This is a genomic window from Sphaerisporangium siamense, assembly GCF_014205275.1.
GTDB classification, from domain to species: domain Bacteria; phylum Actinomycetota; class Actinomycetes; order Streptosporangiales; family Streptosporangiaceae; genus Sphaerisporangium; species Sphaerisporangium siamense.
In genome coordinates this window covers 4,183,606-4,200,817 of sequence record NZ_JACHND010000001.1, presented here as the reverse complement: position 1 = coordinate 4,200,817, position 17,212 = coordinate 4,183,606, and the positions used below count along the sequence as shown (strand labels likewise).

General features: G+C 64.5%; 7 protein-coding genes and 2 pseudogenes. 8 read left to right on the top strand and 1 reads right to left on the bottom strand.

Translation table 11 applies throughout. The features are described 5' to 3' along the window. The first annotated feature begins 694 nt into the window (after positions 1–694). On the top strand, positions 695–1,741 hold the full coding sequence (locus tag BJ982_RS19400; protein ID WP_184882040.1) for a methyltransferase: 1,047 nt from the start codon (positions 695–697) through the stop codon (positions 1,739–1,741). A gap of 323 nt (positions 1,742–2,064) precedes the next feature. Here BJ982_RS19400 and BJ982_RS19395 read toward each other — a convergent pair. Beyond that, positions 2,065–3,247 (bottom strand): annotated as a pseudogene (locus BJ982_RS19395) (IS3 family transposase). Positions 3,248–3,702: 455 nt separating this feature from the next. On the opposite strand from BJ982_RS19395, the gene BJ982_RS19390 reads away from it, so the two are divergent. The 7 genes and pseudogenes from BJ982_RS19390 (at position 3,703) to BJ982_RS19360 (ending at position 16,992) form a co-directional block, all read left to right on the top strand. Then, positions 3,703–3,996 carry a transposase gene (locus BJ982_RS19390; RefSeq protein WP_184882038.1) on the top strand — a complete coding sequence of 98 codons (294 nt, stop codon included), beginning with the start codon at positions 3,703–3,705 and terminating at the stop codon, positions 3,994–3,996. 117 nt (positions 3,997–4,113) lie between these two features. Next, a complete protein-coding gene (locus tag BJ982_RS19385) occupies positions 4,114–5,373 on the top strand; it encodes a helix-turn-helix transcriptional regulator (RefSeq protein WP_184882036.1) in 1,260 nt (419 codons plus the stop codon). Positions 5,374–5,434: 61 nt separating this feature from the next. Beyond that, entirely contained in the window at positions 5,435–6,691 is a 1,257-nt protein-coding gene (locus BJ982_RS19380) for a restriction endonuclease-related protein (protein WP_184882034.1), read from the top strand. Beyond that, positions 6,688–9,996: a DEAD/DEAH box helicase family protein gene (locus BJ982_RS19375; RefSeq protein ID WP_184882032.1), complete on the top strand. Its 3,309-nt coding sequence runs from the start codon at positions 6,688–6,690 to the stop codon at positions 9,994–9,996. Before BJ982_RS19380 ends, BJ982_RS19375 begins: the two co-directional genes overlap by 4 nt. 31 nt (positions 9,997–10,027) lie before the next feature. After that, positions 10,028–12,916: an RNaseH domain-containing protein gene (locus tag BJ982_RS19370; protein WP_184882030.1), complete on the top strand. Its 2,889-nt coding sequence runs from the start codon at positions 10,028–10,030 to the stop codon at positions 12,914–12,916. 585 nt (positions 12,917–13,501) lie between these two features. Beyond that, positions 13,502–14,684, top strand: a pseudogene (locus BJ982_RS19365) (IS3 family transposase). A gap of 1,105 nt (positions 14,685–15,789) precedes the next feature. Continuing rightward, positions 15,790–16,992 carry a Shedu anti-phage system protein SduA domain-containing protein gene (locus tag BJ982_RS19360; protein ID WP_184882028.1) on the top strand — a complete coding sequence of 401 codons (1,203 nt, stop codon included), beginning with the start codon at positions 15,790–15,792 and terminating at the stop codon, positions 16,990–16,992. Positions 16,993–17,212 lie beyond the last annotated feature (220 nt).

Genomic DNA, 17,212 nt, shown 5'->3' with positions numbered 1-17,212 from the left:
CATCGGCCACCCCCCGACGATCGTCGTGCTGCATGGGGGCGACGGCGCGACCAGAGGCCGGCGAACGGTGTGAGGGCGGCGCGGTGCGCGTGCGGCGGTGGCCCGGAGTCCTGCACGTCCGCCGGGACCGGCCTTGAGTCGTTGATGCTGCGGCGGAACGGGGCTCTGCCTGCGAGAGCCGAGTCCACAAAGGGCAGCATGACGGCCGGGATGCCGAGGGTGGGGCTTCGGAGAGGATGCCGAGGGCGTAGGTGTCGGCGATGCCCTGGGCGAATTCGTCGATGGTGTTGTAGGTGGCGGGGGCCACGATGATGGCGTCGAGCGTCTCCTGTGAGGCGGATTGCAGTGAACCTCGACGCCGCAGAGGAGCAGCCCGCGGAGTTGGTACGGCCTGAGAGTGCGCTTGCGGGTGCCAGGAAGTGAGCTGACGGCGGGAGGGATCCGGCGTCCTCTCCTCCGTTCGCACCTCCCGCCGTTCGCCGCAGCGCAGAACCGGCCGACCGGGGTGGCGGGCCGGTGACCCGCGCGACACTTTGCTCACTCACGGTGCAGCCGGATATCGCCCCCTGGACCAATGGTTGAGAATCCGGCAGGCCCATAGGCTCGCACGAGGTCCCACACCGCAGAATCGGCGGACGGCGTGCTCCGTCGCGCCGGCGAAGCACACGCAGATCCCACCAAGGGAGGCACCTCGATGGAAGGCCGCCACGAAGAGGACAGCGCGACCGTCGACGGCCGGGCGTCGGCGTCCTTCCTGATCGACGAAGCACTCATGTTCTATTACACGGCCGCCCTGCGGGCCATAGCCGCGACCGGCGTGGCAGATCATCTCGCGGACGGTCCGCGTACCGTCGAAGACCTGGCCCGGCGTACAGGTGTCAACACGCAGAGCCTGTACCGGGCCCTGCGGGTGTCGGCGACCCGCGGGATCTTCGAGGAGTTGGACGACGGCCGGTTCCGCCTCACCCCTACGGGGGACGCGCTGCGCACGGACGCGGCCCTGTCAGCGCGGGCGGCCGTACTGATGCTCACGGACCAGTCGATGTGGCGGCCCGCCGGCGAGATGGAACGCTGCCTGCAGCGGGGCGGCCCGGCGTTCGACGACATCTTCGGCATGCCGTTCTTCGACTATTTCGCACAAGATCAGGCGACGGCGGCCATCTTCCACCATGGGATGGCGGCCATGTCCGCCCAGGAGAACGCGCCGATCGCCGCGGCCTGCGAATTCCCCGACTCGGGAGTCGTCGTCGACGTCGGCGGCGGCCAGGGCGGGCTGCTGCTGGAGGTGCTGGGCCGGAGGGACGGGCTGCGGGGTGTGCTCTTCGACGCCGAGCACGTCCTGCGGCACCACCTGCTGGACGTGGCGGAGGCCGGTGGCCGCTGGGAACTGGCCGTGGGGGACTTCTTCACCGGGGTCCCCAAAGGGGACGTCTACCTGCTGAAGCGCATCCTGCACGACTGGGAGGACGACCAGTGCGTGACCATTCTGCGCAACTGCCGTACGGCGATGCGGCCGGGCGGGCGGATCCTGGTCATCGACGCGGTCGTTCCCCCCGGCAACGCCCCGCACCAGGCGAAGCTCGTCGACCTTCTGCTGATGGCTTCTCTCGTCGGTCGTGAGCGCACGGCGCAGGAGTTCTCTCAGCTTTTCGAGGCGGCCGATCTGCAGCTGTCCCGCGTCGTCCCCACCGGTACCGTCCTGTCCATCGTGGAGGCGACTCCGAAGGACCCGAACGGCTGATCCCGGCCCGCGGCGGGATCTGGGGCAAGCCTTCGTGACCTCATGGAGCGCATGGGGCAAGACAGCGTGCGGGCCGCGGTGATCTACCCGCACAGCACCGCACAAGTAGGTCGGAAGATCGCTGACGCGATGAAAAGCATGATCGGCGAGGCAACGGTATCAGCGAGTGATCACCCCAAGGAATCACAACGCAGACGCCCAAGATCGCGAACCTAATGGCACGCTAATGGCACGGAGCCCCCGTCAGATGATCGCTGGCGGGGGTGTCTGGGTGGTGGGTGGGGTGCCCCGATTTTTCCGGACAGTCGATTTGCGGGCTGAGCCTATGCGGCTCGTGGGTGTGAGTAGTGCTCGGTGAGTGCCTCAAGAGGCGTGCGGTAGCCGAGCGCCGAGTGCAGGCGCTGCCGGTTGTAAAAGCCCTCGATGTAGCGGATGACCTGCTGCCTGGCCTTGGCCCGGGTGGTGAAGACGGCCTGGTCCAGCCACTCGGTTTTGAGCGCGGCGAAGAACGATTCGGCCATCGCGTTGTCGTGGCAAACGCCGGTGCGGCCGGCCGAGCGGCGGATCTGCCGGTCGGCGCAGAACCGGCCGGAGGCATCGCTGGTGTAGTTCGAGCCGCGGTCGGTGTGGGAGACGGCCTCCGGCTCGACCAGGCCGGTGCCCAGAGCTTTGCGCAAGGCGTCTTTGACCGGTTCAGTGCGGTAGTGCTCGGCCATCGCCCAGCCGATGACGGCTTTGCTGTGACAGTCGATGACGGTGGCGAGGTAGGCGAAGCCCTCCTGGGTGTGGATGTAGGTGATGTCGCCGACCAGTTTGACTCCAGGCCGGGGTGCGGTGAAGTCACGGCGGACCAGGTCCGGGATGCCGCGAAAGTTGCCCTGTTCGGTCGTGGTGGGCCGGAAGGCCCGCTGCTGGATGGGGAGCAGGCCGAGTCGGCGCATCAGTGCCCGGACCAGTTCGGGTGAGCACTCCTGGCCGGCGCGGGTCAGGGCGGCATGGACACGCCGGTAGCCATAGGTCTGGTGGCTGCCGGTAAAGATGCTGGTGATGAGGGTCTTGAGGTGTTCGCGTCGTTGGGCGGTGGCCGAGGCGGGACGGTCGCGCCATTCGTAGTAGGGGGGTTCCCCCCGAAGTGTGGACACCTGCAGCCATCGGCACATCCGGACGATGCGGTGGGTGGCCTTCTCCGCGTCGATCAGCTCGTACTTGGCGAGCGTCATCGAGTCTCGGCGGCGAAGAAGGCGGCTGCTTTTTTTAGGAACGTCAGCTTCTCGCGCAGCTCGGCGTTCTCGCGCTCCAGCTCGCGGATCCGGGCCCGTTCCGGCCCCGGCAGCGGCTGCTCGGTCTCGGGGTGGATGGCTTTGTGCATGTTGACCCAGCTGCCGAGCGTGGTGGGGTTCATGCCGAACTCACGGGCCACCGAGGCGACCGTGCGGGGCCGTCCAGCACCATGCGGACGGCTTCCTCCTTGAACTCGGGCGAGAACTGCCTGCGACGCCGCGTCACGTACTTACCTCTTCCAGACTCTCTGTCAGGTTATGTTCCCGACTGTCCGGAAGTTGTAGAGCACCTCATGGTCGTGGCCGCCGATGAACTCGGCCCGTCATGCTGCGGACCCTTGCTCCCGGGCCCGGCTGGACACCCCACGGCTGGCGGGTAATACAGCCGCGGCACGGAGAAGATGTGGGTGTACGGCGGCCTGCACATCCCAAGGGCGCCTGCTGGCTGAACCTGCAAGAAGCGTGGCGGCGGATCTTCCGCCGCCACGCCCTGGCCAGGCAGACTTTCGCTGATCCCGATGAGATCACCTACGCCACTACCCCGGCGACCTCCCGCTCAACGCCCGCGCCGTCCCTGGATCTGGGGCCGTCCACCTTCCGGGCCTCTCCACATCGACGACGTTTTACCTACCTTCTTTAAGGAACGAAGTACTAAGCGACCTTATCGTCGCCCGCCCGGAGGTGATCGATTTGTCCGGGCTCGTCCGTGGCTTCGTTGGCCTGCTACGGCCACCTGAGGGCAATGCCGATCGTCTGGATGCGTGGATCGCCAGTACCAAGGCCGCCGATCTCCTTCATCTGCACGCCTTCATCCTCGACCTTGACCAGAACCGCGACGCTGTCTGCGCAGCCGTCACCTTGCCGTTCAGCAACGGCGACAGCGAAGGCGTGCACACCAAGATCAAGCGGATCATGCGCCAGATGCACTACCGGGTCGGCTTCGTCGGGCTCCGCCACTGCATCGTCTTGGCCTAACCCACTCTCAGTCACCACCGAGAGAGACAGGGCCGTTGGTCTTACAGTCCCGCGACGCGCCCGAGGACTCAGATATCTGAGTTGCGATGAAGACTTCGTTGCGTTCCTCTTGAGGCTATGGCGAATCGTCTGCTGATGGTGGATCCCGCTCGGCTTAGGGACCTGCGGGCACAGGCGGGGCTGGATGCCCGTCAGTTGGCGGAGATGGTGGGCACGACGACCCGCATGATCGAGTATTGGGAGGCGGGACGGCACACTCCCGAGGCGCAGAATCTGAAACGGTTGGCTCATGCGCTGGGCTGTACTGTGGCCGCGTTGACGGGACGCAGGCCCGGCACGGAAACGCTGGCTGATCTGCGTTTCGCTGCGGGACTGTCCACCGAGAGGGCCGCTGCGATCCTGCGAGAGGACGAGCTGGGCAAGGAGCTGTTTGTCAGCGCCACCAAACTCCGTGATCTCGAACGGGGGCGCACGCTGCGTGGATGGAGGTGGCGGGATCCCTGGCATACCGGCCGGCTTGTACGCCGACTGGCCGATCTTTACGGCGTGCCCTGTCGGGTGGTGCTCGATGCATGGCTTCGTTCCCGGCCCAACGATCAGGCACCCGCGATGCCGGACCCAGGCCGCAAGCCGCCCAGCGCCGCCTCGTTGAGCCGTTGGGGCGCACTCAATGATCGTCAGCGTATCTATCTGGGCGAGATCATGCGTGATGACCGGATGACAGAAGCGGAGATGTGGATACGGCGGGCCCATCACCTGCCGGTCCCCCCCGCCTCACAGTGGCGCAAGTTGCCGTTCGCGCTTCGTGCTCCGGCCGACCTCGTCGGATACACGCGCCTTCAGGAACGGCTACGGGCCCGCGGCGTGCACGATCCCGGTGCTGGCCCGACCCTGCACGCCCTGTCACGCAGCGGACTGGTGTCGGTGAGTGAGGACCAGGTCGACTTGCCTGGACTGGGTTCTATTCCTCGAGTGGTCGTGGAGCTCACCCGGACCGGACGGGCTGCCGCCCGCGCGGGCCTCGACGAGCCCCGCGATCCCGGCGCGCCGCAGCATTTGTTGTCAGAGTGGCTCTGGCGGACGATCTTGCGCATCGTCGATGCGGGATCGGACGGTTTGAGCGAGAACTTCCTCGCTGGTAAGGCACCCTTCTATCTTGCGGTCGGGTATAAGCCCGCACCAGAAGGCCACGCCAGCCGCGGCTTCATCGAGTTCGTGCCTGTTATGTCGGAGGACGGCACCCATGTACGGGAGTACCGTTGGCACCTCACCGAACTCGGCAGACGACACGTGTTGGAATACGCGCATCAGTACCGGACCATTTATCCAAAATTGGATACCGTACCTAGCGGTGACGGCACGTCCGATATGGGGTGATACCTAGAATTACTGCTTAGTGCCGCCGAACTGTCGGCGCCCTGCTCTATCGTGCTGCGTCATGGCCCCTGCACTGTCTGACGAGGGCGTCGAATTCGGTGAGACCGAAGCGCTCTCCCTTCTCAACACCGCCTTCCTGATCGCCGGGGAAGCCCTGACCGCTCCTGGCCTCCGTCCCGAGGAGCGGCTGGCGACACTGATGGAGTGCCACGGGGACGCGCTCGCCGCCCTCGGTCCCAACGCTCGACTGCCGTTCAGCGAGTTCCGTGCGAAGCTGCGCGGGCCGATCCGTGACATGCTCCCGTCGTGGATATCCACCGAAGGGCTGGAAGACCTGACCATCCTCGACAGCGACGGATACGTCACCGAGGATGCATTCGATCTGCGGTGGGAGAACGCTGAACTGCTCAACCTGATCAGGAATCTGCGGGATTTCTCCGGAGGGCGCGTCAGCGCCGACCAGGTGCGCAACCACCTCGCTCAAAAGGAAGTCTTCGAAGCGATCTCCGGGCGGGGGCCGGAGCAGTACGTTCACGACCGTACGAACCTCATCACGCATCCCGCGGGCGACACCGACGAACTGTCGGACTTGGGGCTTCCTCTGAAGGCGGTCGGCTTCTACACCGACATTTCGTACCAGTCCCTCTATCGCGACTGGTGGTTCCCTTGCCCCGTGTGCCGCTGGCCGATGAAGGTGACCGAATACCGCTCGGGAGGCAAGAACTACGGTAAGGCCGAATGCTTCTACCCTAGGCATGCCGAGACGGGTGCCTCCTACTACTTCCACCTCACCGAGGGTGGCCCTCCCACGCTACAGCCGTTCGGGGACGTCATCAGGCCGATCACGCGGGAGGTCCCCTTGCACCTGGGCGTCCCCGGTGAACCTCCCCAAGCGCGGTCGGCCAACGGCTGCAAAGCGCTGGCGCGCGGGGTATGGCGCTACACGACTGTCCCTGGGTTGGCAGAACTACGACTGCACCAGGAACTGGAAAGTCGGCTGGCGAGGACAGGAGCACAGGTGGGCCTGTGGCCCATGGGCGACGCTTACGACCACCTCGTGAAAGTGACCAAGCCCGATGGCACGGTTCGGAAGTTCAAAGCCGACCTGAAGGACTACACGCACGCGCACACGTTGGGTAAGACGATCCATCGTGCCCAAGGTGACCGGGGCCGCGCGCAGTGGCTGGTCGTCCCCGACCATAGGGCTGGCCAGGTGCCCTTGCTGGACGCGATCTGCGTCAAGTACGAAATGAGGGCCCTGACAGCCACGGATTTCGCGGTGATGGTGTGCGCCGAGGCAGGGGCGGAGTGGGCATGAGTGAACTTCCGGTCCGGCACGTCTTCGTCTACGCCGCTCTAGCACTGGCCGGGCACTATTTCCCACGCCATGAGAACGGCGGTCTGCTCGCCCCGTTTCGGGAGGCTGCGTTCTTCGCCGCGCGCAAGCCGCAGGCCTGGGACGGCTGGCATCGTCTGGATCATGAGGCCCGACGCCGCGTCGCGGACGTGATGGCCCTGGCGCCCGCTGAACTGGCCGACGCCAAGGCGTTCGCCGTGGCCGCCAGGTCCCTGCTAGGAGCTCTCGATGACGATGTCGAGCAGCATCGGGCGGCCGTTCTGCGGCCATTCATCCTCGCCGGCGACATCCCGTCCCGGGCGGACGCCGCCCGCCCTCACGTCGGCGGCGACCTCTTGGCGTATGTGGACAGGATCACCGCGCGTTTCCGTCGTCCTAGCGCCCGCCAGCAGCCCGCGGACTTCGCCGGACCGGGAGTTTGGCACACCCAGAAGGTGTACGTCACCGGCGAGGGCTGGGTGCATGGAAAGCTCACCATCCCCACCTACCCCGATTTCGTCGCCGCCCCGGATCATTCCACGCTCCCCACGGTTTCCACCGTGCCCTACACACCGGAAATCTCACCGACAGTAAAAGAACTGCTGGACGCAGCGGCACTCGTTGAGCGTCGCTACGACAGCGACACAGAGAGGTACCTTCACGATACCCTCGCCCGGCTGTTCAGCAAACTTCATTGCGAAGAGTCCTCCTCCGTCGTCGAGGTGATGCGCCTGATCGCCGGACGGACCCAGATCCTCAACGCCCCGACTGGCACCGGCAAGACCGTCCTGGTCCGCGTCCTCGCGTCCTGGTTCGCTCTCCAAGGATTGCGGATCGCGCTGGTCGTCCCCGACGTGAAGGCCACCCTGTCCACCGCGTGGGACATCTCCGCAGACCTGGAATTCCTGCACCAGGACGGTCATCTCGAACAGCGGGCCACGTGCGTTCCGCTTATGTCGCCTAACCGCCGACAGGAACGAGCGCTCAAAAGCGCCGCGCTCATCCGCGAAGACCCGCACTACCCTGGCGAGTGGGGCAAACGCGGACAGCGCGACATCGACAATCTCGCCTACGGCTGCGCCCAGGAACGGTTCCTGGACACCGCTGGAACCTATCCCTCAGGCCGGGAAAACTGCTTCACGTTGCAGCGTGAGGGCGCGTTCGCCAGCTGCCCGTGGATTCCCCGGTGTGACAAGTTCGCTCCCATCTACGCCGCTTGCGGCGCTGCTGTGGTGGTCACCAACCATCACAACTTCATCGACGGAAACCTCAAGATCGGCTTAAACCTGGACGGCCGCCCGACCCGTGGCGTCACGGTGCGTGAGTTCGCGCTGAGGACCTGCCACGCGGTCGTTATCGACGAGATCGACCAGTTCCAGTCGAACTTGATCGACAAGTGTGCCACCCACATCGTTTTGCACTCACGCCGCCCCTGGACCTCGGCACCCCAGCAGTTCGACACTGACGCAAAGCACATGCCCATCCGTGTCGAGAGCAGCTTGGTCAACTCCGTCAGCCACGTTCGGCTGATGGCCGAGTTCCTACTGCTGAGCATCTGCCACGGCGCGCTGCACCTCACCGCGAGCGACGACGAACACACCACACAGCAGCGCAGCGGCCATCAGAACGCGGGATGGCGGCTGGCACATGCCCGCGACCGCGAACTGATCGGACTCCTTTTCCCTGGAGCGGTAGCCGAAGGCGAGAGCATCCCGCCCGAGTTGTTCGGCAAGCTTGATGCGCTGCTGCCCGAACGCTACGGAGCCTCCAGCCTCCTCGCTGGACAGGACAACGGCCTGGACCGGGGATGGGACGACGTGCGCAGGGCGCTGGACGTGCTGACCGCACCGCGGGGGCATGACTTCCTGGATCTGGTGAAACTGGAGTTACACGGACTCCTCGCCGACACCATTCCTGACGCCCGTAGCCGCAGCAGAGCGATCAACCTGCTCGTGGTCCGCGGCTACCTGAAAGAACTCGACACCTCCCTGACCACGCTACGCGACCACGTGCAGCAGCTTCGGCACTCAGGCCTGTCCTCGGCCAACCGCATCCTTGAGGCCGTCCACCCGCGCGCGGTCAATTCCATCCTCCCTCTGGGCATGCTCGGGCGCGCCATCACCGGATACCGCGTCACCGGACTCGACAACAAGGAGAAGGACGCCGAGCTGTCCGCGCAGAACATCTCCGGCGACCCCCATACATACGTCAGTGAACTTGGCGGCCTGGTCTCCCTGCTGACAGCTAGGGTGGAACGCCCTGTGGTGGGGCTGTCGGCCACCGCCTACTTTCCCCAGGCCGTCCGTGAGCATGTGCACGCGCCAGTCGCCTGGTGGATGACCGACGCCCAGGCCCGATCGATCGTCGCTGAATCCCACAAAATCACCTACGGGTCGGGACACCCGCTCATGGGTGAATCCATAAGGATCTCCGGCACCCACCCCGCCGGGAAGCCCTCGGCCTTGATCGAACTCGGCACGCGCCTATACGAGACGAAAATCTCCCAGAAGATCGAGAAGCTGCGCCGCAAAGACCCCGACCGGGCCCGCGTCATCCTGGCCGCCAACAGCTACGAACAATGCGCCTATCTCGCGCTAGGCCTGTCCCGTGCCAAGGGCTTCAACCACCGTGTGTGCGTCGCAGTCCCCTCAGATGACCCCACACGCTATGCCAGGTACCTCCCGTCCGAGACACTTGCCCGGCCCGTCACACCCGAGCAGTTCGAGGACTTCCCGGCCTACGGCGACATCCTTATCGCCCCGCTGTCGGTCATCGCCCGCGGCCTGAACATCGTGGTCGCGACCCGCTCGGCCGTGCAATCGATCTACCTCTGCACCCGGCCGCCCCTGACCATCGACGAGCCCGCGTGGATGTACGGGAGCGTGAACGCCGCAGGCATGAGCGTGCTGCCCGACGGCGGCTCCGGCGACCCTGCGGAAGTCCTAAGAGCCGCGGGCGAACAGGCATGGCAGCAACTCGGCCTGATCCTCCGTTCCCCCACGCAGTTCTCGGCCATGACCCCCACCCTCCAGGAACAAGTGATCGCCGGGATGCTCGTCAACTTGATCCAGCTCGCTGGACGCGCTCGGCGCGGCGGCACCGATATGAACCTGCACCTGGTGGACTACGCCTTCCAAGACGAGACCTGGAGCTCGGACCTGGTGACCATCATCAAGCGCATCCACTCCCGCTGGCCACCCGAGGTCCAGCACCGCATGAATGACCTTTATGGCGAGGCGCTGGGCGCGTTCCTGTCCTACGCCGGCATCGATCCGAATCAAGTGTGACCCACTTCCCCCCGAACCGGAGACACGACCGTTGACCCGCGATATCGCCACAGTCCCCCACGCCAACACCCTGGCCCTTCGCTGCACTCCGGCGCTGGTCGGAGACTCCTCCGTCTACCTCAGGGTGTTCGACGACGACACCCGCGACGCCTGGCGTGATCTGCAGAGGCGCGCCAAGCGCGGCGGACCCGAGCAGATCCCCTACAGCATCGCCACTACGGTGCTGCGGGTCCTCACCGGCGGCTACGTCCACCTGGACAAGTACTTGAAATTCCTAGCCTCCAAGGAACCCCTCACCGACCGCACGCTCCTGCGGATGTTCACCTACCTCGAAGGGTTCGCCCTGGGCATGCCCACCGATGCCATCCCGCTCAACGAGCCTCCCCAATTGGCCGTGCTCGTCTCGCGCACCCCTCAGCAACATCACTTCCTGGCCGAATATCTCGCTCCGCGGCCCGGCCGACAGCCCGTCGCACCTGGCTGGGTGTACGAGACCGTGACCTGGGACTTGGCCCGCCAGTTGGCCGAACGCCCGTTCACGATCAACATGCTCCACCCGCTTCGCAAAGAAGACTCGACGGGGAAGCCACGTGTATACGACTGGGTGCCTGGCGACCCACGGCAGGTGCAATACCTGCCTGACAGCTCAGGGGGACTGATCGCCTGGCACGCCCCGTTCGGTCGTATTTACAACAGCGACGACATCAACCCCGAACACCCGACGGCCCGCGATGCGCAGTACGGGCTGTCGAACATCTCGTTGTCGATGAAGACGCTGCCCAACATCACCAGTCCCGTGCTCCTGCTCGACTCCCACGTCACTCGCATCTACAGCAACATCGTGTACGCCAAGACGGCGCTGGTTGAACAACCCAAACCCGGACTGCCCCTGCTGCGTGTCTCCCTAACCGGCGGTGGCGGCATGCGAACAGTCAACCGCCTCGCACTCCAGGTGCTCGCCCATCTCAAGATGGACGATGCTCCTCTCCGGCAGATCGAACAACGCTCAGCGTCGGAGCGGCAGATCGTCAAGGTCGCCCAGGAAAAGAAGGAAAAACCGGGCTTCATTACCCCGCCGCCCGGTCAAGTGCGCCCCATCATGCCCAAGAACTACGCCTTTGCCGTGGGTACTGGCGCGGGTATGCACCACCTGCGACTCCTGGCCGACCACGTCGACGCGATCTTCGGAGGCCGTGCGGTCCACCTGGGTATGCCTCAGGTGGCCATGAGTTTCGCCGCCCGCCCGACCGACCCACTGCGGAAGAAGGAGAAAGAAAACCGCGAAAAGGCTGGCCTGCCCACAGACAACCTTGGTTTCCCGCCGGTCGATGACGTGCACCGATCCATCGCGGCAGCGGGGTACGAGCGGCTACGCCTTCTGTGTCTCTACTACCGGCACGAGACCCGACTACGCATGATCAACTGTCTTGCTAAAGCGTACTCTCTCGCGCCCGGATGGCTCGACCCTCCCGAAGGGCAGGAAGTCCTTCTCACTCCCCATGTCAGCGTGCTCTTCCGCAACGCGGAAGACTTCCTCGCGCACGGCCCTGTCAACGGCCGACGAGACGCCGCCAAGCCTTTCGACAAGTACCTCGACGGGAACAGTTCGGTCATGGTCGCCGCGCTCTGCGAGACTGAGTATCCCGAGAAGCTCGCAAAGGAAGATGGCGACACGGCCGAATCCATGGCCCTGAAGATTGAGAAAATCGACGCCAAGTTCCAGACCAGACGCTTCCTTGTTGGACACGACGTCACCGCTCAATACCTGCTAGGCAAGCGCCGCGGCCAGTTCGGCAAACCGGACGAGGTCGTTCAGCCTGCCGAGAAAGACCACCCGGCATACATGGCGCTCTGCGATCTCTACCGTTCGCTCGGCATCATTGACCAGCGAATCGAACGCGCTCTCGTCACCGAGGACGATGAGTCTGTGCTGCCGCGCATGACCTTCTGCGGTGTTCACGTCCGTAAGCAGGCCGGAAACACAGGCCCCTTCGACGAACCGAGGCGGATCATCCTCGCCTCGGCGCTGGTTCCTTCTGCCGAACCGGGTGGAGTTTGGACAATGCTGGGATGGACCTCGATCGAACGAAAATGGCAGCCCTATCGGCAGGCCAATAACGTCTTTCACGCCAACAGCTATCCTGAACACCGCAGGGGTACCGGCCAGCGCGAGGAGCAGCGCTGGGCCGAAGCTGGGCAAGACATCGACCAAGCACTAGCAGACCTATCCGAATACCTCGACGGCGAACCCTACGCAGTCGTGGTCGACGGCCATGCATGCCGCCGTATATGGCCCGGCCTCCAGAACCAGAACCTCAATCGTGCCCCCGATCCGGATGAGCAGAGGACCTGGTTACCCGGCGCCGGCATCGCCCCGCACAAACGCCCCGCGGCCGTTATCCGAATCAATATCAAGAGCGACGAGGTGCCACAACCCGTATCCATCACCCAGGTCAACAAAGACGGCACCAGCAAAGAAGCACGCACCTCACCTAAGCTCTACCGGCTGACCCCCGACTTCGGGATCCCCACCTGGATGCTGTTCAACGTTCCCCGAAATTACGACGGCAGTGGTGGCGGCCGCCTCGGATCCACGAAGACCCGTTGGGATGCCCCAATCGGCAAAGGAGGCGATAATGCAGCCGACCGCGAGAAGAACGAGCTCAAGGCCCCCTGGTACACCATGACCGCCACAGAGATCCACCCGTTTGTCTTCTCCGCAGAGATCGACGCCGAAGCCCTGGCGATTGCGACCGCCCGCCTCTGCCACCAGACCATCGCCTGGTCCGATCGCTCTCGTTACCCCGCCCCTCTGCACGCAGCCAAGCAAATGGACCTCGACCATCCCGAATACCGCCGCTCCGCCCCGCCAGAAGAACAACCCCGCCTCGGGGATGAAGAGGAGTTTGTAGACGAATAACATTTTGAACCTACATCTCTAGGTAACACGACCCCGAGAAGAGGTGCCCCTATGGGCAGTCTGGCCTCTGTATGAGGGCGGCCTCGCTGGAACACCTTCGTTGTGATGGGTCACCGCCGCATACCAGCGAGGTGACGTACCTTTGCTATCTAGCCCTGTTCATTGTGATGGTGACGGTCGTCGACGCCTTGGAAGGTAAGTTCACGTTCTCGTGGTAGTTCACGATGTACTTGTCGACGGCCCCAGATGATGCGGTGAGGTGCGATGGAGTCCCGGAGAGAGGGACGTCCTCCCTACGGTGTGACGCTCGGACAGTCGAGACCGGCGACGGCCGAGGCTTGGCCCCATAGCCAGAGACCTGGGTGACTATCTGGATGACAATCGCCATGGACAAGCCCGGACACCGGCGTACTATGACGGACTATATGCCCAGGTCAGAGCGGGTATCTGTCTAGGTCAATTCTTCTCTGAATTGCCTTACAAGCGAGGGGTCACTGGTTCGAACCCAGTAGCGCCCTGAGGTGCTCTACAACTTCCGGACAGTCGGGAACATAACCTGACAGAGAGTCTGGAAGAGGTAAGTACGTGACGCGGCGTCGCAGGCAGTTCTCGCCCGAGTTCAAGGAGGAAGCCGTCCGCATGGTGCTGGACGGCCCCGCACGGTCGCCTCGGTGGCCCGTGAGTTCGGCATGAACCCCACCACGCTCGGCAGCTGGGTCAACATGCACAAAGCCATCCACCCCGAGACCGAGCAGCCGCTGCCGGGGCCGGAACGGGCCCGGATCCGCGAGCTGGAGCGCGAGAACGCCGAGCTGCGCGAGAAGCTGACGTTCCTAAAAAAAGCAGCCGCCTTCTTCGCCGCCGAGACTCGATGACGCTCGCCAAGTACGAGCTGATCGACGCGGAGAAGGCCACCCACCGCATCGTCCGGATGTGCCGATGGCTGCAGGTGTCCACACTTCGGGGGGAACCCCCCTACTACGAATGGCGCGACCGTCCCGCCTCGGCCACCGCCCAACGACGCGAACACCTCAAGACCCTCATCACCAGCATCTTTACCGGCAGCCACCAGACCTATGGCTACCGGCGTGTCCATGCCGCCCTGACCCGCGCCGGCCAGGAGTGCTCACCCGAACTGGTCCGGGCACTGATGCGCCGACTCGGCCTGCTCCCCATCCAGCAGCGGGCCTTCCGGCCCACCACGACCGAACAGGGCAACTTTCGCGGCATCCCGGACCTGGTCCGCCGTGACTTCACCGCACCCCGGCCTGGAGTCAAACTGGTCGGCGACATCACCTACATCCACACCCAGGAGGGCTTCGCCTACCTCGCCACCGTCATCGACTGTCACAGCAAAGCCGTCATCGGCTGGGCGATGGCCGAGCACTACCGCACTGAACCGGTCAAAGACGCCTTGCGCAAAGCTCTGGGCACCGGCCTGGTCGAGCCGGAGGCCGTCTCCCACACCGACCGCGGCTCGAACTACACCAGCGATGCCTCCGGCCGGTTCTGCGCCGACCGGCAGATCCGCCGCTCGGCCGGCCGCACCGGCGTTTGCCACGACAACGCGATGGCCGAATCGTTCTTCGCCGCGCTCAAAACCGAGTGGCTGGACCAGGCCGTCTTCACCACCCGGGCCAAGGCCAGGCAGCAGGTCATCCGCTACATCGAGGGCTTTTACAACCGGCAGCGCCTGCACTCGGCGCTCGGCTACCGCACGCCTCTTGAGGCACTCACCGAGCACTACTCACACCCACGAGCCGCATAGGCTCAGCCCGCAAATCGACTGTCCGGAAAAATCGGGGCACCCCAGACCGTCTACCGGCATCAGATCCGGCCCGTGATGCAGGAGGGCGCGACCGCGATGGATGAGATCTTCCCGCTGCCGTAGAACGATAGTCACCCAGTTGGTCACCCACGCCCCGTTTCCAAGATCGGAGACGGGGTGTCTTGGCTGGTGGGCGCTACTGGGTTCGAACCAGTGACCCCTCGCTTGTAAGGAGCCAAGATCGCCTAGGCGGATCCATAACCTGCGACGGACCCCCTCGGCCCAGTCGCGACCGAACGGCCTGGCCGCGAGCTAATGGCACGCTAATGGCACGGTGATCATGAATCTGACCTGTGTCTCAACGTCTCCGAATGGCACGCGATGGCACGATCTCCGGCACGCCGATGGCACGCAGACCACTCTGGCGTCGGCGCACCCTCCCAAACCGCATTAGCAGCTCGGATCTTGCCCCTTCAATGGGGTTCAACCTGGACCAACACGCCCGGTTGGTCCCCCTGGAACGGCGTGGTACGGCGGTGAACTGCAACCCAAACTGCAACCCGAACGCGGGTCTACACCAGCCGCGCAGAAGCGCACGTCTCCCCCACCTGATCACCCCGTCTGCCTCGACCCACCGCGAAGCGGCAGCGGACCGGCGACGGTGGGGCAAGCCCGTTTCGCGTGTCCGTTCGCCGGTCGCCGTTCCTCGGCCGTGAGATGCCAACCGTCACAGACGGGCTTGAGCCGGAGGAGTTGGCCTGCGGGGCTTGCCTGGGTCGAGGCAGACGAGATGATCAGGTCCATCTCAGCCACGTCGAGAGCTGGGGCGTCGCTTCCCCCGAGGGATGTCGCGGGAGCAGTACGAGGAGGTCTGCGCCAAGGCGGGGTGTTGCCGGCGCCGGAAGAGTCCATCCGTCACATGGCTGCCGACTACCTTGCCTGGAAGGAGTTCGAGGACCTCCCCGACCTGGGCCTGTTCGTAGCGAACTTCCGGGACATGGGTTTCCGCGATCGGTAGGACGACCTCTAGCGCGCCTGAACGGCGTCGGCAACCTGCCTGGAACCCTCGCAAGGAATTGTCACACCTGCCGGTCACACTTCAGCCATGGGCGTTAGATCAGACTTCTCATTAGACCTGCAGCTTGAGTACGTTCACAAGCAGGCGGCGAGCGACGAGCTGAAGCGAGCGGTCACCTGCGTGCTCCAGCACATGCGAACTGGACGCGGCGGCCACCGCAGGGGCGGGAAGGCGCTCGTGCAACTCTTGACAGAGGCGCGCGGGCAAGCAGCCTCGGTCGGCGAGTGGGAGGTTGTGCGGCTGCTGCAGGACTCCCTGGATTACACCGAGGAACGGATCTTGCAACCGGAGTTCAACGAGAGATACCGACTTTTTCAGGACGGCATACGCAATCAAGGGCTGCGGCGGTTTGTGGCAAACACGCTTGAGATCAAATTCAAGTACGTCGCCGAGATGGGGAGCGAGTTCCTGGACCAGCACCCCGGTGCAGATGCGGATGATCTGCTGGCCTATATCAACTCGCTCAGCCATGACGCTCGGTATCTCGTAGCACCAGCGGATCGGCCAGGGCGATACTCGCTCTTCCGCGGCCGGAGGGAGACGATGGTGTGGCTGGAGCGTGTGCTCCAAGAGCGGGTCGATATCGAAGACCCGGAGGAAGCCGCTCAGCGGATTGCTGCGTCACCAGAGGCATGGGCTCTCCTAGCCGCTGATTCAGATGGTCAGATGATCCTCCGGGCAGCCCAGCTTCAGCAGCGCTCGGCCCGCCTGGAAAGCCTGCGCAAAGTGGTGGAGGACAAAACCGCCACGGAGCTGGACCTACAACGGGCGCTGGAAGGGCAGCACTGGATCTTCGGTGGGCGCTTCGTCGGGGAAGCTGCGCAGCGCAGGTTGGTGTCGGGTGACGAGGTAGACATTCCTCTGATCCGCGGCGATGGAAGTCTTCACATCGTCGAGTTGAAGCGGGCCATGAGCATGAAGGGTTCTCTGGTGAAGCGACATCGCGGAGCCTGGGTGCCTACTGCTGAGGTGCACGATGCCGTCGGCCAAGCAGTCAACTACCTTGTCGGCCTAGATGAGAACCGTCAGCAGATCTTCGAAGACTTCGGCATCGAGACTCGCCGAGCAAGCGCCATCGTTCTGATCGGCCATCCAGCCGTCCAGCCGAGCGTGCCAGAAGGGGAGATCAACGAAGCGCTTCGGACGTTCAACACGCACGTGAACCGTGTCGAGGTCATCACGTACAAGGAACTCATCGACAACGCCAGACGCTCACTCGGGGACCTCTGAGACATAGCGGCTGCGTCGTGGCTCAACGCCGGAGTGCCAGCCCTCAGGTCGCTGAGTGGACGGGACACAGCGTAAACGTCCCACTACACGGATCTACGCCAAGTGCATCCACGGCCAGCAGGGCGAGGCGATGCGCCGGATTTGGGAGGCGATCAGGGCCTTGAAACTTGGGCGCGTATTCGGCACAGGCACCTGTAGGAGCCGGGGACAGCCGGACATA

Excerpts from the sequence above, each read along its gene's own strand:
- BJ982_RS19400 (WP_184882040.1), top strand. The coding sequence starts at position 695 with ATGGAAGGCCGCCACGAAGAGGACAGCGCGACCGTCGACGGCCGGGCG.
- BJ982_RS19385 (WP_184882036.1), top strand. The coding sequence starts at position 4,114 with ATGGCGAATCGTCTGCTGATGGTGGATCCCGCTCGGCTTAGGGACCTG.
- BJ982_RS19380 (WP_184882034.1), top strand. The coding sequence starts at position 5,435 with ATGGCCCCTGCACTGTCTGACGAGGGCGTCGAATTCGGTGAGACCGAA.
- BJ982_RS19375 (WP_184882032.1), top strand. The coding sequence starts at position 6,688 with ATGAGTGAACTTCCGGTCCGGCACGTCTTCGTCTACGCCGCTCTAGCA.
- BJ982_RS19360 (WP_184882028.1), top strand. The coding sequence starts at position 15,790 with ATGGGCGTTAGATCAGACTTCTCATTAGACCTGCAGCTTGAGTACGTT.